Below are 15,912 nucleotides of genomic sequence, written 5' to 3'. Positions count from 1 at the left end.
GACCATGATACCATGCTGACACCAGTGGAGGATGGCCCCGCTATCGTCGCCTGCAACACCTGTCGTCACAGTGCCGATGCGCGTGAGGATGAGACCGGATCACGCGGCGGCGCGCGGATGGTGGCGGCGCTGCGTTTGGTTCAGGAGAGCGATGCGCGCTATGCCGGGATCGCCGTGCAGGAGATGCCCTGCCTGTTTGCCTGCGCCGAGTTCTGCACCGTGCACCTGCGCGCGCCGGGCAAGGTCGGCTATGTGCTGGGGCGGTTCGCTGCGGATGAAGAGGCCGCCACCGCCATCCTGGATTATGCCGTGCATTACGCCGCCAGTGAGAATGGCCGCGTGCCGTTCAAACAGTGGCCGCAGGGGGTGAAAGGGCATTTCATCACCCGCACTCCGCCGCCGGGCTTCGTCGCGGAATGAACAGCTTTGCTTCACCCGCCGATTTCGACGTGGCGCTCCAATCTCTGTCCGTGCCGGATGCGGAGGCTGCCGCCGCTGCCCGCGCCCGGCAGGGGGAACTGACCAAGCCGCCCGGATCGCTTGGCCGGCTGGAGGATATAGCGCTATTCTTCGCCGGGTGGCAGGGCACGGAGCGGCCCGCGATCGAACGGGGCCGTGCGGCGATCTTCGCGGGCAATCATGGCATGGTCGTTCACGGCGTCAGCGCTTTTCCGGCCAGCGTCACACAAGCGATGGTGGCCAACTTCGCGGCCGGGGGTGCGGCGATCAATGCGCTGGCGGGTGCTGCCGGGCTGGAGCTGAAGGTAGTACCGCTCGATCTTGACCGGCCCACCGCCGATTTCACGACTGCCCCTGCCATGACCGGGGACGAATGCCTTGCCGCGCTCTCCGCCGGGGCGGCGACGGTGGAACCGGGGCTGCAGCTGCTGGTCGTCGGCGAAATGGGCATCGGCAATACGACGGCCGCCGCCGCGCTCTGCGCGCGCAGCTTCGGCGGTGCGCCCGCATCATGGGTCGGGCCGGGAACGGGGGTCGATGCGGAAGGTGTCGCGCGCAAGGTGGCGGTTGTCGAACGGGCGCTTGCCTGTCACGCCGACGCGCCCCGCACTCCCTTCGAGACTCTGCGCCGCCTGGGAGGGCGCGAAATCGCCGCGATCGCCGGAGCCGTGCTGGAAGCTCGGAAGCAGCGGGTGCCGGTGGTGCTGGACGGCTTCATCAGCTGCGCCGCGCTGGCCCCGCTGGCCGCCGCGGCGCCCACCATCACCGATCATTGCCTGGCGGGTCATTGTTCGGCCGAGCCGGGGCATCTGGGCCTGCTGGCGCGTCTGGGCCTCGAGCCGCTGCTGTCGCTTGGGCTTCGGCTGGGAGAAGGCAGCGGCGCGGCGCTGGCGGTGTCGCTGATCCGGGCCGCGCTGGCCACGCATAACGGCATGGCGACGTTCGCCGAGGCCGGGGTGGCGGGCAGCTTGTGAGCAGCTTCGCGCTCCATCTGCTGCGGCACGGCGAGCCCGAAGGAGCAGAGGCGCTGATCGGGCGCACCGATGCTCCGCCAAAGGCTGCGGGTATCTCCGTGTGCGTCGATCAGGCGCGGGGGTTGGAAGCTGCGGCATTGATCGCCTCCGATCTCTCTCGTGCGCAGCTGGCGGGCGAGGCGATCAGCCGGGCGACTGACCTGCCGCTTTCCGTCGACCCGCGCTGGCGCGAGCTGGACTTCGGCGCATGGGACGGCATGGCGCCCGCCGATATCGACAATGCGGCGCTCGCGCGGTTCTGGAACGATCCCGATGCCCATGCGCCGCCGCATGGAGAATGTTGGTCGGCGCTGGTTCACCGCGTGTCGGCGGCGATTGCCGATCTTGCGCCGTGTCCGACGCTGATCGTCACCCATGGCGGGGCGATGCGGGCAGCGCTGGCGGTGCTGTGCGGGTTCGATGTGCGACAGGCCTGGGCCTTTGACCTGCCCTATGGCGCCTTGCTGTCGCTGCGCGTCTGGCCGGGCGCAAATCCTGCCGCGCAAATCACGGGTTTGCGGCCATGAAGGGCTTTCTCATCGCCCTGCAATTCCTGACGCGGTTGCCATTGCCCTCCATCATGGTCGACGATGCCGCCTTCGCCCGGTCAATGCGCTGGTTTCCCGCAGTCGGCCTGGTGATCGGCGCGGCTGTCGCTGGCTCGGCATGGGCGGGGGCGCTGATCGATAGCCGGCTAGGCGCGCTGGCTGCTCTTGTCGTCTGGGTGGGCGTCACCGGCGCGCTGCATCTCGATGGCCTTGCCGATATCGCCGATGCTGGCGGAGCGGCGCACAAGACGCAGGGGAAGGACCGCGAGCGATTGCTCGCCGTTCTGGCCGATCCGCATCTGGGCAGCTTCGGCGTCGTGGCCATCATGCTGCAACTGCTGGCCAAGTTCGTGTTGCTCAGTTGCCTGATCGATGAGGGCGCATTCGCCGCGCTCGTGTCTGTGCCCTTTGCCGCGCGCATCGGCCCGCTGGTTTGGACCTGGTGGCTCGTGCCGCTGCATCAGGGGCTGGGCGCCAGATTCCGCTCAGCTATCGGCCCGCTGCACATTATGTTCTGGATGATCGCTCTGGCCGCCGTGTCGTGGTTCTGCCCGGTGCTGCTGGTCACGCCGCTGCTGGTGCTGTGGTGGGGCTGGCAGGTGCGGCGCACGATCGGCGGGGTTTCCGGCGACGGCCACGGTGCGGGCATCGAGCTTATCGAAACCGCATTGCTGCTGGCTCTGACGGTTGCCGTCCGGTGGGGTCTGGCCGGATGACCGGCTTTGCCTTTCACGGCGGCAAGCTTGCCGAGGCCATGGCGCGGTTCGGCGTCGGCGATGCGCCGTGGATCGATCTTTCGACCGGTATCAACCCGCATGGCTGGCCCGCTGCCGGGACGCTGGCGGTGGACTGGCAGGCCCTGCCCGAGGCGGGCGCGCTGAATGATTTGGAAGCCGCAGCGGCCGCCTTTTTCGGCACGGACCCGGCCCATGTCTGCGCCGTGCCGGGGACCGAGATCGGGCTACGGATGCTGGGCGATGTGCTGCCGGGGCCGGCCGTTCATGCCTGGCCCAGCTATCGCACCCATGGCGATATGATCGCCGGAAGCCGTGCGGTTCCGCCGACCGATCTGGATCGGGAACAGGCTTCGACCGTCATTCTGGCCAATCCCAACAATCCCGATGGCCGTATCATTCCACCCGCTACGCTGCTGGACCAGCTGGAGGCCCGATACGTTGATGGCGGCGTAAGCTGGCTGGTGGTGGACGAGGCTTTCGCCGATGTCTCGCCTGAGATCAGCCTTGCCCCTTTTGTGAATGATGCCCGGCGGCTGATCGTCTTTCGCTCCTTCGGCAAGTTCTTCGGGCTGGCCGGGGTGCGGCTTGGCTTCGTGCTGGGACCGCGAGAAGTGATCGCGCAATATCGGCGGCGCCTTGGCAGCTGGCCGTTGTCGGCGGCGGCGCTGGCCATCGGCACGGCGGCCTATCGGGATACGGCGTGGATATCCGCCACGCGGATTGGCTTGCGTGAACAGGCGGCGGCGCTGGATACCGTGCTGGCCCGGCGAGGTTTCAGGGCGATGGGGGCCTGCCCGCTGTTCCGGCTGATCGAAGTGGACGATGCAGCCGCCCTGTTCGAGCGCCTCGCCAAGGCTGCGATCCTGACACGGCCGTTCGACTATGATCCGCGCTGGCTGCGGTTGGGTCTGCCTGCTGGCGGAGAGGGGCTGGACCGTCTCGACAGAGCGCTTGCCGAGCATGGAGGGGCCGATGGCTGAGCCGATAGCCCTGCTGGCCTTGACGCTGGATGCCGCGATGGGCTGGCCGCATGCGCTGTATCTCCGGATCGGCCACCCGGTGGGCCTATTCGCCCGGATCATCGCGGAAGGCGAGCGACGGTGGAACGATCCTGCGAGGGGCGACGCCGCGCGGCGCACGGCTGGTGTGGCGACGGTGCTGCTCCTGCTGGCGATTGCCGGTGGCGCGGGCTGGGCGTTGCAAGCTCTGCTCGAAGCTGTCGCCGGAGGCTGGGCCTGGCCATTGATCGCGGTGCTTGCCTGGCCGGGACTGGCGCAGCGCAGCCTCCATGATCATGTCCGCGCCGTCGCCGAGGCGCTGGAACAGCAGAATCTTCCCGCCGCACGCGGCGCAGTCGGGATGATCGTTGGCCGCGATACGGCCGATCTTGACGAGGCGGGCATCGCGCGCGCCGCCATCGAAAGTCTGGCGGAGAGTTTTTGCGACGGGGTGGTGGCGCCGTTGTTCTGGCTGCTCGTTCTGGGTCTGCCCGGCATCTGGATGTACAAGGCGATCAACACCGCCGACAGCATGGTCGGGCACCGCGAGGAGCGATGGCGCGCCTTTGGCTGGGCGGCGGCCCGCACCGACGATGCCCTGAATCTGGCGCCCGCGCGGTTCGCCGCTGGGTTGATTTGCCTGTGCGGGGGACGCGGCTGGCGGATAATGTGGCGAGATGCGCACCAGCACGCCTCGCCCAATGCGGGCTGGCCGGAGGCGGCGATGGCCGGAGCGCTGGGCCTGCGTCTCGCCGGGCCGATGGCCTATGACGGCGCTGTTTCGGACAAGCCGTGGATCGGTGAAGGTGAACGTCCGGCCGGGGCAGGGGATATCCGGCGGGCACTGACCGTCTACGCCCGTGCCTGCCTGTGTCTGTGGATCATTGCGGGGGGTGCGGCATGGGCGCTTTGATGCTTCAGGGCACCGGCTCCGACGTGGGTAAATCGGTGCTGGTGGCGGGGCTGTGCCGCGCCCTGGTGAAGCGGGGCTTGCGGGTCTTGCCGTTCAAGCCGCAGAACATGTCCAACAATGCGGCCGTCACCAGCGACGGCGGCGAGATCGGGCGGGCGCAGGCCTTGCAGGCGATCGCCTGCAAGGTTGCGCCGCACACCGACATGAACCCGGTGCTCCTGAAGCCGCAGGCCGACCGCACCTCGCAGCTGATCGTGCATGGCCAGGTGCGCGGCACGCTGGGGGCTGGCAATTTCCGGCAGGCAAGGAGCGCGCTGCTGGGCGAGGTTCTGGCCAGCTATGCGCGGCTCCACCAGGCCTGCGATGTGGTCATGGTCGAGGGCGCCGGCTCGCCCGCTGAAATCAACCTGCGCGCGGGCGACATCGCCAACATGGGCTTCTCGCGCGCGGCGGACGTGCCGGTGGTCCTGATCGGCGACATCGATCGCGGCGGGGTCATTGCTGCCATCGTCGGCACGAAGGCGGTCATCGACCCGGATGACGCGGCGATGATCGCGGGTTTCATCATCAACAAGTTTCGGGGCGATCCCGCGCTGTTCGCCGATGGCTATACCCAAATCGAAAGCCTGTCGGGCTGGCAAGGATTTGGCGTGGTTCCCTGGCTCGCCGCCACCGCGCGGCTGCCCAGCGAGGATGCCGTGGTGCTGGAGCGTCGCGGAACGGGGCCCGGGGGACGCAAGCTTATCGCCTGTCCGATCTTGCCGCGCATCTCCAATTTCGACGATCTCGATCCGCTGAAACTCGAAGCGGGCGTCGAACTGCGGATGATCCCGCCCGGCCATCCGATCCCGGCGGAGGCCGCGCTGGTCATCCTGCCTGGATCGAAGGCGACCATCGCCGATCTGGCCGCGCTGCGCCGCGAAGGCTGGGACATCGACATTCTGGCGCATCACCGGCGTGGCGGAGTGATCCTGGGGTTGTGCGGCGGCTATCAGATGCTGGGACGGAGCATCGCCGATCCCGAGGGGCTGGAAGGTCCGCCCGGCACCGCCAGCGGCCTTGGCTTGCTCGATGTCGAAACGACGCTGCATGTGCACAAGGCGCTGCGCCCGGTCAGCGGGACAGCATTGGGCGCGCCGTTCGAGGGCTATGAAATGCACATGGGGCGAACCTGTGGTCCAGACACCGAGCGGCCCTTCGCCACGCTCTCCGATGGTCGCCGCGATGGCGCGATGAACGCGGCGGGGATGGTGCTGGGCTCCTATGTTCACGGCCTACTGGCAGACTCGGATCAGCGCCGCGCATTGCTGGCGCGCATCGATGTCGTGGCCGAGGGCTTGGACTATGGCGATTCTGTCGAGGCGGCCCTGGACGAGATTGCCTCTGCGCTGGAGGAGCATCTCGACATCGACGCGCTGATCGCACTGAGCATGGCTGAGCGAAAAGGGTCACGGTCATGAGCAACTTGCTGGTGCTGGGTGGTGCGCGTTCAGGCAAGAGCCGTTATGCTCAACTCCGCGCCGAGGCACTGACCGGTGAACTGGTCTATCTGGCGACGGCACAGGCCTTCGATGGGGAGATGGCCGAGCGGATTGCCCTCCATCGTGCCGATCGCGGCCCGCGCTGGTCGACCGTCGAGGCCCCACTGGAACTGGCAGAGGCCATCACGGCGCACAGCAGGCCCGGGACGGTGGTGTTGGTGGATTGCCTAACGCTCTGGGCGTCGAACCTGATCCTGGCGGAGCGAGATTCGACTGCGGCGACGGCAGACCTGTTGCGCGCGGTTCTGGATGCGCCGGGGCCGGCCATTCTGGTCGCCAACGAGGTGGGGCTGGGCATCGTGCCTGACAACGCTCTGGCCAGACGCTTCCGCGATGTTGCGGGCAGGATCAATCAGGAGGTGGCTGCCGCCGTTGACGAGGTCGTGATGATGGTTGCCGGGCTGCCGCTGGTGCTGAAGCCAAAAGCGTGATCATGCCGGTTGATTAGGACTGCCCTCGGAAGGCTTGTGTGGTCTTTCGGTGTTGACCAATACTGCCGAATATATTGCAAATGCCAATGGCAAGGGGCTGAGATGACCGACAAGATTCCAATGCCTATCCGCTCTCTGGCCGCGCTCTCCGGCGAAGCAGTGGCCGCTGTGGGACTGCCGATTCAGGCAGCGGGTACGACTTACACCATGGCGCAGGAAGCGGCCTTCATCGACGACAAGCATTATGCGGTTGGCCGGTGGGACGGAACATTGTCGCTCTTTGCATTTACGGATTCGCCGACGCAGGGGCCGCTCATAGCCAAAGCGGTCAACAGCCCGGCGCAGGAAGGCGTGCAGATGATCGTGCCGCTGGAAGCATCGGCGCTGGCGTTCGCCTCATCGAATGACGAACAGAGTCTTCTCGTCTGGGCGTCGGCCACGGGCGACTGGAGCAACCTTGCTATTGCCGCCACGCTCAGCTTCGATGCCGCTCTCGGCGTCGCCAACAGCGGTGCGAGGGTTGACGCGAGCGGTGCGCAATACCTCGTCATCGGCCATGCCAATGGCTATGTCAGCATCTGGCTACAAGGGAGCGGAATCGCAGATTGGATCTGCACCATGGTCACCGATGTGCGCGCGGCGAAACCTGCCAATCCATGGGGTATTCACAATGTTCGCGGTGTGGCGAACGTGGAACTGGGCGATGGCCAGGGCTATGTCGTCACCGGCTCGGAAGATGGCAACCTGACGATCGTGCGGGTATCCGACGGAGCGATCCTTTCAACGACTGTTTACAATCCCGCCGCCCAGCGGGGCATCAACAGCCTGGCAGTCGCAGGTTCGACCTTGCTCGTCGCAAACTGTGCTGTGGGTGCGGCAGATTCCAACCTGTGGTGCTACACGATTGACCCCGTCGGTTGGTCCATCACGTTGACCGACAAGGCGACGCTCCGAATCGACCCGAGTGCGCCGCAGGTGTTTAATTTCGACGTGATTTTCTCTGTCCTGGATTGCGGTCCCACGAGATTTTTCTGTTCGACCGAGGAGGGAGCCTTGTGGATGGGGCAGGTCAGCCCCGCTGCAAGGCTCTCGGTGGAAGGGTACAAGCCCATTGGAGCGGCGCTCGGATCTGCCTTGTGTGTCAGCGGAGTCCGCCTCTCAGCCACTGCTTATGATCTACATGAGTATTTGATCGAGTGAGCGAGAGCGAAGCGGAAGCAGGCCGAAAAGGGCCGCGCACCTCATCGTTCCCGCGATGGTAACAAGCGGCGGTATAGTTATCCGTTACTAAGCCGCAGCCTTTTCTCTTTGTAATTCGGCAAATGCCTGGCGGACGACGTGCCATCCTCCCTGAATGCCAAGTGCCGCCATGATCATCGCAACGATCAGGTCCGGCAGTCCGCTACCCATCCAGAGAACGGCAATGCCTGCTCCGATTACCAGCAAGTTGTTGATCGCATCGTTGCGGGAGCAAATCCATACCGACCGCATGTTGGCGTCACCTACGCGGTAGCGGAACAGCATAATAGCTACGATCGCATTGACTGCCAAAGCCAAGGCTCCCACGCCTGACATTGTCCATGGATCAGGGTGTGTGCCCCGCAGCAGACCCCAAATTGCGGAAATGGCGACGGCGCATGCGAAAGCCAGAATCGTCACGCCTTTCGCCAGTGCGGTACGTGAACGCCACGCTGATGCCAGACCTGCGACACCGAGGCTGATCGCGTAATTCGCGGAGTCCCCGAGAAAGTCGAGCGCGTCGGCCTGCAATGAACGAGATCCGGAAGCATGCCCAGCAGCGGCTTCGACGACGAACATCGCCACGTTGAACACAAGCGCGATCCACAGGACCCGCCGCCAGTTTACATCGTCCGTTGCCACTGCCCCGCCACAAGCGCTCGCGCAGCATTCGTCAGCCATGCGGCAAATCCTTCTGTGAATTTCCGACTCGCTCCCTTATCTGCACCCTGTAGTAACTACAGGGTCAAGGCGATGAAGATCGGCGAACTGGCTGCGGCGACCGCGACGAAAGTCGAGACGGTTCGCTATTACGAGAAGATCGGACTGCTGGCATCTCCGGCACGATCTTCGGCTAACTACCGCAGCTACGGCAGCGAGCACCTCGCCCGCCTGTCCTTCATCCGTCGCGCCCGCGATCTTGGCTTCTCGTTGGAGGTCGTGCGCGAGTTGCTGACGCTTGCAGACGATCGCACCGAGTCATGCGAGGCGGTGGACGGCATCGCACGCTCCCACCTATCGGAAATCGATCGCAAGATCGCCGATCTTTCGGCACTGCGACGCGAACTTGGACGTGTGCTAGACAGTTGCAGCTGCGATACGATCGCCGATTGCAAGATCATCGATGCACTCGCGCCGAGACGATAGTCGCCGCGGCAATGACCGAACAATTGACATCGTTCCAATGCGATGTGCTATGCAGTACGCAGTGAAACGACTGCTCTCCCTGCTGCTGCTCGCCGGAGCACTGGTTGGCCTTCTCGGCCAGGAAGCTGCGTTCGCGTATGTCATGCCGGTCGCGAATGCCGAGCAGATTGCCGCGCCCGCAGCGCAGATGAGCGCCGATTGCGCGGAGATGATGGGGCTCGCCAAGCAGGCGCTTCAGCCCGAGAAGCCGTGCGAGGGTATGACGCCCGACTGCGTGGCCAAGATGGGTTGCGCTGTGCCTGTGGCCCTGGTTCCGCCGCTCGCGTTCGGCGCAACGCTGCAATTCCGCGCGGCATCGCCGCCGCAAATGCCTGTCGCCCCGCTTGTCGGCCGCGATACCGGCCCGGAGCCGGAACCGCCCACTTTCCTTGGCTGAACTCAAGACGACACGCACGAACAGCTTCGCTCGCGTGTCCTTTCCCAGTTCAACCAAGGATAGTTTCCATGAAGACGATTCTCACGCTCACCGCTGTCGTGGCGGCCCTCGCTAGCGCATCCGTTGCTTCCGCCCATGACGCCGCTGGCGGTCATTGGGAATGGCGGGCCCAGCCCTCGTTCGGCCCCAAGTCGATCGTGCCCTCGCGCGTGCGCGTCTGGGTCAAGGACAGTGGCTCGGAAATGGCCAGTTGCGACTGCTCCATGATGAAGGCGGACAGCGCCAATTGCATGATGGGCATGTCCGGCCAGCGCCGGGCGCCTTCGGCCAGCTAAGGCGATTGCCTGGCCGATAACGACAAGAACGATGGCCGGGCGCGCGGCGCCGGTGGAAGGTGCCCCCCTTCGCCGGCGTCGCGTCAATCGGAGGCCTCGTCAAGCTTCGGCCCGGTGATCTTCCGAACGGGAGATTCCCATGCGAATACTTATACTGACTCCGCTTCTGGCAGCGGTTTCGGGTGCGGCGGTGGCCGAGCCGCTGACCTTCGACGCTGCGATCGAGCGTACTACGCGCGATGCGCCGTCGATCCTGGCTGGCGAGGCAGGTGTCGAAGCCAGGCGCTCCGCCGCGATCGCCGCCGGCCGCTTGCCCGATCCGACGCTCAACGTCGGGCTCGACAATTACCCCGTTTCCGGCCCGCCTGCCTTCAGCTTCACCCGTGAGAGCATGATGATGGCGCGGATCGGAGTCGATCAGCCGTTTCCCAACCCCGCCAAGCGCAGCGCGCAGCGCACACGCGCGCAGGCCGACATCGGCATGGCCGAAGGCGAGCTTGCGGTCGAGACGCAGAATGTCCTGCTCGAAACCGCGCTCGCATGGATCGACCTTTACTATGCCAAACGCCGGCTCGCGCAGTTGCAGCACCTCGACGAGAGCCTGACCGGCCTTCAGGCGACCGTATCGGCCCGTCTCGCTTCGGGTTCGGCGCGCCCGGCCTCGGCGCTGGAGCCCGATCAGTTGCGCGCCGCCGTCAATGATCGCCGCAGCGAACTCGCCGCCGATGTCGTGCGTGCAAAGGCGCGGCTGGCCCGGTTCACCGGTGATTCCGACGCCGATGTCGCGGGCGATCCGCCGATGCTCGAAGTGGACAAGGCAAACCTGATCGTGGGCATTCCCCTGCTTCCGCGCCTCAAAACTCTCGATGCCGCCATCAGCGGGGCCGAGGCCGATACGGGCCTCGCCCGCGCCGACAAGCGACCGGATTGGCGGGTGAGCGCGAGCTACGGCCGCCGCGACCCCGCCTATGGCGACATGGTTTCGGTTGGCGTCAGCATCGACCTGCCGTTCTTCAGCAAACGGCGGCAGGACCCGAAGATTGCTGCCAGCCTGAGCGGCGAGACGCAGGCACGCCTGCTGCGCGCCGCCGCCGAGCGCGAGATTCTTGCATCGCTTGACGGCGATCTTGCCGATCACGCCATGCACATGGCGAGGCTCGAAAATGCCCGCAAGGTGCTGGTGCCGCTCGCTAGACGCCGGGCCGAGCTCGACATGGCAAGCTATGCGGCGGGCAAGCTCGATCTTGGAGCTGCGCTGCTATCGTCGCTCGCGCTCGCCGAGGCCGAAGTCGATGCGCTGTCGCGCGAAGCCGACGTCACGCGCGACGCGTTGCGGATCAATTACACCTATCGGCCAATTACAAATGAGGGAGTTCGGCCATGACGCTGGACGGGAAGAACGTCGCGCGCAGGGGCGCGGCTGCATTAGCGATCGCCTTGGTTGCGGGCGGTGGAGGTTACTGGCTCGGGCAACGAGAGGGGGCACCCGCGACCGAATCCGGGTCGGGAAAGGATGGCCGCAAGATCCTCTACTGGTACGACCCGATGGTGCCGCAAGAGCATTACGATAATCCCAATTCGCTCTCGTCGATGGGGATGAAGACGATCCCCAAATACGCCGACGCTGCCCCGGACACTGGGCCAGGCGTGAGCGTCAACGCCGATGCGCGACAGAACCTGGGAATGCGAGTTGTCGCGGCGGAAATGGGCGCCTTGCCGTCGAGCCTCACCGTCACCGGCAGCATCGATTTCAACCGGCGCAAAGTCGCTATCGTCCAGGCACGTTCGGGCGGCTTTGTCACCCGCGTTTACGCCCGTGCGCCGGGCGACGTAATCGGTGCCGGAGCGCCGATTGCCGACCTGCAACTGCCCGAATGGGGCGGCGCGCAGGGCGAGTTTCTCGCCGTCAAACGGCTCGGTAGGCCTGACCTCACCGCCGCCGCGCGCCAACGGCTGCGGCTAATGGGCATGTCCGACACACTGATCGGTGAGGTCGAGCGTTCGGGCCGGACCAGTGGCACGGTGACGATCCGCTCGCCCATTGGCGGTGTGATCCAGACGCTCGACGTGCGTGCCGGGATGACCCTGGCAGCAGGGCAAAGCCTCGCGCAGGTCAGCGGGATCGGCACGGTCTGGCTCAATGCCGCCGTGCCCGAAGCACAGGCCGGACTGGTGCGTATGGAACAAAGCGTGAGCGCAACGCTCGCGGCTTTCCCGGGCGAAATCTTCGCCGGACGAGTCACCGCGATCCTGCCCTCCACGCAGGCGGAGAGCCGCACGCTCACCGTGCGGATCGAACTCGCCAATCGCGGCGGACGGCTGCGTCCTGGCATGTTCGCCTCTGTCGCGCTCGCCGGAGATGGCAAGCCCGCGCTTCTGGTGCCAAGCGAGGCGGTGATCCGCACCGGCACGCGCACGCTGGTCATGCTGGCGCTCGCCGATGGCCGCTATCGCCCGGCCGAGGTCCGCACCGGGCGCGAGGGCGGCGGCAAGACGGAGATAATCGCCGGACTGACGGCAGGAGAGAAGGTTGTCGCTTCCGGCCAGTTCCTACTCGATTCCGAAGCGAGCCTGGCCGGCGTGGCGGCCCGGCCCATCGGAGGCGGCCAATGATCGCCGCGATCATCCGCGCTTCGGTCAGGGCGCGCAATCTGGTCCTTGCCGCCGCGCTGGCGCTGACCGCGATCGGCGTGGCGGCAGTGCGGACCACGCCGGTCGATGCGCTGCCCGATCTGTCCGACGTGCAGGTCATCATCCGCACAAGTTGGCCGGGACAGGCGCCGCAGATCGTCGAGAACCAGGTCACCACGCCGGTCGCCTCGACCATGCTCTCGGTTCCCGGCGCGCGGGTGGTGCGGGGATATTCGTTCACTGGCGACAGTTTCGTCTACGTCCTGTTCGACGACGGCACCGACCTCTACTGGGCGCGCAGCCGGGTGCTCGAATACCTCAGCCAGGTGCAGAGCCGCCTGCCAGATGGCGCACGCGCCTCGCTCGGCCCCGACGCCACTGGAGTTGGCTGGATCTACGAATATGCGCTGGTCGACCGCACCGGGCGGCATGATCTCGCGCAATTGCGCTCCTTGCAGGACTGGTTCCTGCGCTACGAGCTGAAGACCGTCCCCGGCGTCGCCGAAGTCGCGAGCATCGGCGGCATGGTCAAGGAATATCAAGTCGTTGTTGATCCGCAGAAACTGGCCGCCTATGGCGTCACCGGCGAGGACGTCGCCGAAGCGCTCAGGCGCGCCAATCAGGAAGTGGGCGGCTCCAGCGTCGAGATGGCGGGCGCGGAATATACCGTGCGCGCCAGCGGCTACCTCAAATCGCTCGCCGATTTCCGCGCTGTGCCGATCCGCACCACAGCGGGAGGCATTCCCGTCACGCTCGACCAGGTGGCGACGGTGCAGATCGGCCCGGAAATGCGCCGCGGCATTGCCGAACTCAACGGCGAGGGCGAGGTCGCGGGCGGCGTCATCGTCATGCGGCAAGGGCAGAACGCCCGCGCGGTGATCGAAGGCGTGCGCAGCAAGCTCGACGAACTGAAGAAGAGCCTGCCCCCCGGCGTCGAACTGGTCACCACCTATGACCGCTCCGGCCTGATCGACCGCGCGGTCGAGAACCTGACCGGCAAACTCTTCGAGGAGTTCCTGATCGTCGCCGCCGTCTGCGCGCTGTTCCTGTGGCACGCGCGCTCGGCCTTGGTGGCGATCCTTACCCTGCCATTGGGCATCCTCATCGCCTTCATCGTCATGCGCGTTCAGGGCCTCAACGCCAACATCCTCTCCTTGGGTGGCATTGCCATCGCCATCGGCGCGATGGTCGATGCGGCGGTGGTGATGATCGAGAACGCGCACAAGCACCTCGAACGCTGGCGCCACGATCACGAAGATGGCGAACCGGATGCAGCTAATCGGTGGAGGCTGGTCACCACCGCCGCTGCCGAGGTCGGCCCGGCCCTGTTCCTCAGCCTCTTGATCATCACTTTCTCGTTCCTGCCGATCTTCACGCTGCAGGGGCAGGAGGGCCGCCTGTTCGCGCCGCTTGCCTTCACCAAGACCTGGGCGATGGCTGCGGCCGCCTTCTTGTCGATCACGCTGATCCCGGTGCTGATGGGCCTGCTGATCAAGGGAAAAATCCCGAGCGAGGAGGCCAACCCGCTCAACCGCTGGCTGATGCGCATCTACCGCCCGGTGATCGATTGGGTGCTCGCCCGGCCGAAGCAGACGCTGCTGCTCGCCGTGCTGGTCTTCGCCTCCAGCCTCTGGCCGGTCTCGCGCATCGGCGGCGAGTTCCTGCCGCAGATGAACGAGGGCGACCTGCTCTACATGCCCTCGGCGCTGCCCGGGCTCTCGGCGGCCGAGGCGGGGCGCCTGCTCCAGCAGACCGACCGCATCATCAAGACCGTGCCCGAAGTCGAGAGCGTGTTCGGCAAAGCCGGGCGCGCCGACAGCGCGACCGATCCCGCACCGCTCGAAATGTTCGAGACGACGATCCGGTTCAAGCCGAAGGACCAGTGGCGGCCCGGCATGACGTCCGAAAAGCTGGTCGAGGAACTCGACGCGCGGGTAAAGGTGCCCGGCCTCGCCAACTTCTGGATCCCGCCGATCCGCAACCGCATCGACATGCTGGCGACCGGCATCAAGAGCCCGATCGGGATCAAGGTGGCGGGCGCGAACCTCGCCGAGATCGACCGCACCGCCAAGCGGATCGAGGAAGTGGTGAAAGCCGTCCCCGGTGTCTCGTCCGCGATCGCCGAGCGGCTCACCGGCGGGCGCTATATCGACGTCGAGGTGAACCGCGCCGCCGCCGGGCGCTACGGCCTCAACGTCGCCGACGTGCAGGCGGTGGTTTCGGGGGCGATCGGCGGCGAGAGCATCGGCCAGACCGTCGAGGGCCTCGCGCGCTACCCGATCAGTGTACGCTATCCGCGTGAGTTGCGCGACAGCGTCGACAAGCTTGCAAACTTGCCGGTTTTGACACCCTCGCGCCAGCAGATCACGCTAGGAACCGTTGCGACAGTCCGCATCAGCGACGGCCCGCAGATGCTCAGAAGCGAGAATGGACGCCCGGTCACCTGGATTTATGTCGATGGGCGTTCCAGTGACATGCAGACGCTGGTGAGCGACATCAACCGCGCGATCACCACCAAGGTCGCCCTGCCGCCCGGTGTCAGCATCTCCTACACCGGCCAGTACGAGTTCCTTGTGCGCGCCAAGGAGCGGATGAAACTGGTGATCCCGGTGACGCTCGCGATCATCTTCGCGTTGCTTTACCTGACCTTCCGCCGCTGGGACGAAGCGCTGCTGATCATGGGCACACTGCCGTTCGCGCTCACCGGCGGGCTGTGGCTGCTCTGGTGGCTCGGCTACAACCAGTCGGTCGCCACAGCCGTCGGGTTCATCGCGCTTGCGGGTGTCGCCGCAGAGTTCGGCGTGGTGATGCTGATCTACCTCAAGCAGGCGCTCGAAGCACGAACCGACGGCGATGTCGCCGCCGCCGTGCGCGAAGGCGCACTGCTGCGCGTCCGGCCCAAGGCGATGACCGTCGCGGTGATCCTCGCCGGCCTGCTGCCGGTTCTGCTCGGCAGCGGCGCCGGCTCCGAAGTGATGAGCCGCATTGCCGCGCCAATGGTCGGCGGGATGCTCACCGCGCCGCTGCTGTCGATGCTCGTCATCCCGGCGGCGTACTTGCTGATGCGCCGGCGCTCCCGATTCCCCGTTCAACCCGAAGGAGAAGTGAAGTGATGAAGACCCTGTTGATTGCCTCCACCCTCGCAGTCGTCGCCGCGCTTTCCGCCTGCAAGAAAGAGGCTGAGGCCCCAGCGCCGGCACCCAGTTCCACCATGATGTCGGACAACATGGCAGAGATGCCGATGGCTGGCGCCATGAAGCACGGCATGGGGGCAGGCATGGTTACTACGATCGATGCCGCCAAGGGCACGATCACGGTCGATCACGGCGCGATTGCCGAGTTGCAATGGCCAGCTATGACGATGGCCTTTGCCGTGAAGCCCGAACAGCTCTCCGACATCAAGGTCGGTGACAAGGTCGATTTCGAGATCGACTGGGACGGTAAGACTGGAACGATCACGAAGATCGCGAAGTCTGGCCAATAGC

17 protein-coding genes are annotated in these 15,912 nt (G+C 65.9%); 16 read left to right on the top strand and 1 reads right to left on the bottom strand.

The window, feature by feature from the left end:
• The first annotated feature begins 12 nt into the window (after positions 1–12).
• The 9 genes from EQG66_RS00430 to EQG66_RS00390 all read left to right on the top strand — a co-directional run bounded on the left by EQG66_RS00430 (position 13) and on the right by EQG66_RS00390 (position 7,840).
• Positions 13–420, top strand: a complete 408-nt coding sequence (locus tag EQG66_RS00430; RefSeq protein WP_129402585.1) for a DUF1636 domain-containing protein — start codon at positions 13–15, stop codon at positions 418–420.
• Entirely contained in the window at positions 417–1,433 is a 1,017-nt protein-coding gene (gene cobT, locus EQG66_RS00425) for a nicotinate-nucleotide--dimethylbenzimidazole phosphoribosyltransferase (RefSeq protein ID WP_129402584.1), read from the top strand. Before EQG66_RS00430 ends, cobT begins: the two co-directional genes overlap by 4 nt.
• Positions 1,430–1,999 (top strand): histidine phosphatase family protein, encoded by a 570-nt coding sequence (locus EQG66_RS00420; protein ID WP_129402583.1) that lies wholly within the window; start codon positions 1,430–1,432, stop codon positions 1,997–1,999. Before cobT ends, EQG66_RS00420 begins: the two co-directional genes overlap by 4 nt.
• The gene (gene cobS / locus EQG66_RS00415) at positions 1,996–2,736 is read left to right on the top strand and encodes an adenosylcobinamide-GDP ribazoletransferase (RefSeq protein WP_129402582.1); all 741 of its coding nucleotides are present in this window, start codon (positions 1,996–1,998) and stop codon (positions 2,734–2,736) included. Before EQG66_RS00420 ends, cobS begins: the two co-directional genes overlap by 4 nt.
• Positions 2,733–3,737, top strand: a complete 1,005-nt coding sequence (locus EQG66_RS00410) for a threonine-phosphate decarboxylase (RefSeq protein ID WP_129402581.1) — start codon at positions 2,733–2,735, stop codon at positions 3,735–3,737. The genes cobS and EQG66_RS00410 overlap by 4 nt, the downstream gene beginning before the upstream one ends.
• The gene (gene cbiB / locus EQG66_RS00405; RefSeq protein WP_129402580.1) at positions 3,730–4,668 is read left to right on the top strand and encodes an adenosylcobinamide-phosphate synthase CbiB; all 939 of its coding nucleotides are present in this window, start codon (positions 3,730–3,732) and stop codon (positions 4,666–4,668) included. The genes EQG66_RS00410 and cbiB overlap by 8 nt, the downstream gene beginning before the upstream one ends.
• Positions 4,656–6,128, top strand: coding sequence for a cobyric acid synthase (locus EQG66_RS00400; RefSeq protein WP_129402579.1), 1,473 nt, complete (start codon positions 4,656–4,658; stop codon positions 6,126–6,128). The genes cbiB and EQG66_RS00400 overlap by 13 nt, the downstream gene beginning before the upstream one ends.
• Complete coding sequence (gene cobU / locus EQG66_RS00395; protein WP_129402578.1) at positions 6,125–6,640, top strand: bifunctional adenosylcobinamide kinase/adenosylcobinamide-phosphate guanylyltransferase; 516 nt, start codon at positions 6,125–6,127, stop codon at positions 6,638–6,640. Before EQG66_RS00400 ends, cobU begins: the two co-directional genes overlap by 4 nt.
• Before the next feature lie 102 nt (positions 6,641–6,742).
• Positions 6,743–7,840 carry a hypothetical protein gene (locus EQG66_RS00390; protein ID WP_129402577.1) on the top strand — a complete coding sequence of 366 codons (1,098 nt, stop codon included), beginning with the start codon at positions 6,743–6,745 and terminating at the stop codon, positions 7,838–7,840.
• A gap of 87 nt (positions 7,841–7,927) precedes the next feature.
• Here the strand turns inward: EQG66_RS00390 and EQG66_RS00385 are convergent, their stop codons facing one another.
• The gene (locus EQG66_RS00385) at positions 7,928–8,560 is read right to left on the bottom strand and encodes a cation efflux transmembrane domain-containing protein (protein ID WP_129402576.1); all 633 of its coding nucleotides are present in this window, start codon (positions 8,558–8,560) and stop codon (positions 7,928–7,930) included.
• A gap of 72 nt (positions 8,561–8,632) precedes the next feature.
• Between EQG66_RS00385 and EQG66_RS00380 the strand changes: the two genes are divergently transcribed.
• The 7 genes from EQG66_RS00380 to EQG66_RS00350 all read left to right on the top strand — a co-directional run bounded on the left by EQG66_RS00380 (position 8,633) and on the right by EQG66_RS00350 (position 15,911).
• A complete protein-coding gene (locus EQG66_RS00380; RefSeq protein WP_129402575.1) occupies positions 8,633–9,025 on the top strand; it encodes a MerR family transcriptional regulator in 393 nt (130 codons plus the stop codon).
• Between the two features lie 49 nt (positions 9,026–9,074).
• On the top strand, positions 9,075–9,461 hold the full coding sequence (locus EQG66_RS00375) for a hypothetical protein (RefSeq protein WP_245987747.1): 387 nt from the start codon (positions 9,075–9,077) through the stop codon (positions 9,459–9,461).
• Positions 9,462–9,529: 68 nt separating this feature from the next.
• Positions 9,530–9,796, top strand: coding sequence for a hypothetical protein (locus EQG66_RS00370; RefSeq protein WP_129402574.1), 267 nt, complete (start codon positions 9,530–9,532; stop codon positions 9,794–9,796).
• Between the two features lie 139 nt (positions 9,797–9,935).
• Positions 9,936–11,180, top strand: coding sequence for a TolC family protein (locus EQG66_RS00365; protein WP_129402573.1), 1,245 nt, complete (start codon positions 9,936–9,938; stop codon positions 11,178–11,180).
• Positions 11,177–12,409 (top strand): efflux RND transporter periplasmic adaptor subunit, encoded by a 1,233-nt coding sequence (locus EQG66_RS00360; protein ID WP_129402572.1) that lies wholly within the window; start codon positions 11,177–11,179, stop codon positions 12,407–12,409. The genes EQG66_RS00365 and EQG66_RS00360 overlap by 4 nt, the downstream gene beginning before the upstream one ends.
• On the top strand, positions 12,406–15,540 hold the full coding sequence (locus tag EQG66_RS00355; RefSeq protein ID WP_129402571.1) for an efflux RND transporter permease subunit: 3,135 nt from the start codon (positions 12,406–12,408) through the stop codon (positions 15,538–15,540). Before EQG66_RS00360 ends, EQG66_RS00355 begins: the two co-directional genes overlap by 4 nt.
• Positions 15,540–15,911 (top strand): copper-binding protein, encoded by a 372-nt coding sequence (locus EQG66_RS00350; protein WP_129402913.1) that lies wholly within the window; start codon positions 15,540–15,542, stop codon positions 15,909–15,911. The genes EQG66_RS00355 and EQG66_RS00350 overlap by 1 nt, the downstream gene beginning before the upstream one ends.
• The last annotated feature ends 1 nt before the right edge of the window (position 15,912 follow it).

It is taken from the genome of Sphingobium fluviale, from assembly GCF_004122115.1.
Classification (GTDB): domain Bacteria; phylum Pseudomonadota; class Alphaproteobacteria; order Sphingomonadales; family Sphingomonadaceae; genus Sphingobium; species Sphingobium fluviale.
This window is presented reverse-complemented; position numbering and strand designations above follow the sequence as displayed.

What these genes read in the sequence shown, in the direction of transcription:
- EQG66_RS00430 (WP_129402585.1), top strand. Translation starts at nt 13, where the DNA reads ATGCTGACACCAGTGGAGGATGGCCCCGCTATCGTCGCCTGCAACACC.
- cobT (WP_129402584.1), top strand. Translation starts at nt 417, where the DNA reads ATGAACAGCTTTGCTTCACCCGCCGATTTCGACGTGGCGCTCCAATCT.
- cobS (WP_129402582.1), top strand. Translation starts at nt 1,996, where the DNA reads ATGAAGGGCTTTCTCATCGCCCTGCAATTCCTGACGCGGTTGCCATTG.
- EQG66_RS00410 (WP_129402581.1), top strand. Translation starts at nt 2,733, where the DNA reads ATGACCGGCTTTGCCTTTCACGGCGGCAAGCTTGCCGAGGCCATGGCG.
- cbiB (WP_129402580.1), top strand. Translation starts at nt 3,730, where the DNA reads ATGGCTGAGCCGATAGCCCTGCTGGCCTTGACGCTGGATGCCGCGATG.
- EQG66_RS00400 (WP_129402579.1), top strand. Translation starts at nt 4,656, where the DNA reads ATGGGCGCTTTGATGCTTCAGGGCACCGGCTCCGACGTGGGTAAATCG.
- cobU (WP_129402578.1), top strand. Translation starts at nt 6,125, where the DNA reads ATGAGCAACTTGCTGGTGCTGGGTGGTGCGCGTTCAGGCAAGAGCCGT.
- EQG66_RS00390 (WP_129402577.1), top strand. Translation starts at nt 6,743, where the DNA reads ATGACCGACAAGATTCCAATGCCTATCCGCTCTCTGGCCGCGCTCTCC.
- EQG66_RS00385 (WP_129402576.1), bottom strand. Translation starts at nt 8,560, where the DNA reads ATGGCTGACGAATGCTGCGCGAGCGCTTGTGGCGGGGCAGTGGCAACG.
- EQG66_RS00380 (WP_129402575.1), top strand. Translation starts at nt 8,633, where the DNA reads ATGAAGATCGGCGAACTGGCTGCGGCGACCGCGACGAAAGTCGAGACG.
- EQG66_RS00375 (WP_245987747.1), top strand. Translation starts at nt 9,075, where the DNA reads ATGCAGTACGCAGTGAAACGACTGCTCTCCCTGCTGCTGCTCGCCGGA.
- EQG66_RS00370 (WP_129402574.1), top strand. Translation starts at nt 9,530, where the DNA reads ATGAAGACGATTCTCACGCTCACCGCTGTCGTGGCGGCCCTCGCTAGC.
- EQG66_RS00365 (WP_129402573.1), top strand. Translation starts at nt 9,936, where the DNA reads ATGCGAATACTTATACTGACTCCGCTTCTGGCAGCGGTTTCGGGTGCG.
- EQG66_RS00360 (WP_129402572.1), top strand. Translation starts at nt 11,177, where the DNA reads ATGACGCTGGACGGGAAGAACGTCGCGCGCAGGGGCGCGGCTGCATTA.
- EQG66_RS00355 (WP_129402571.1), top strand. Translation starts at nt 12,406, where the DNA reads ATGATCGCCGCGATCATCCGCGCTTCGGTCAGGGCGCGCAATCTGGTC.
- EQG66_RS00350 (WP_129402913.1), top strand. Translation starts at nt 15,540, where the DNA reads ATGAAGACCCTGTTGATTGCCTCCACCCTCGCAGTCGTCGCCGCGCTT.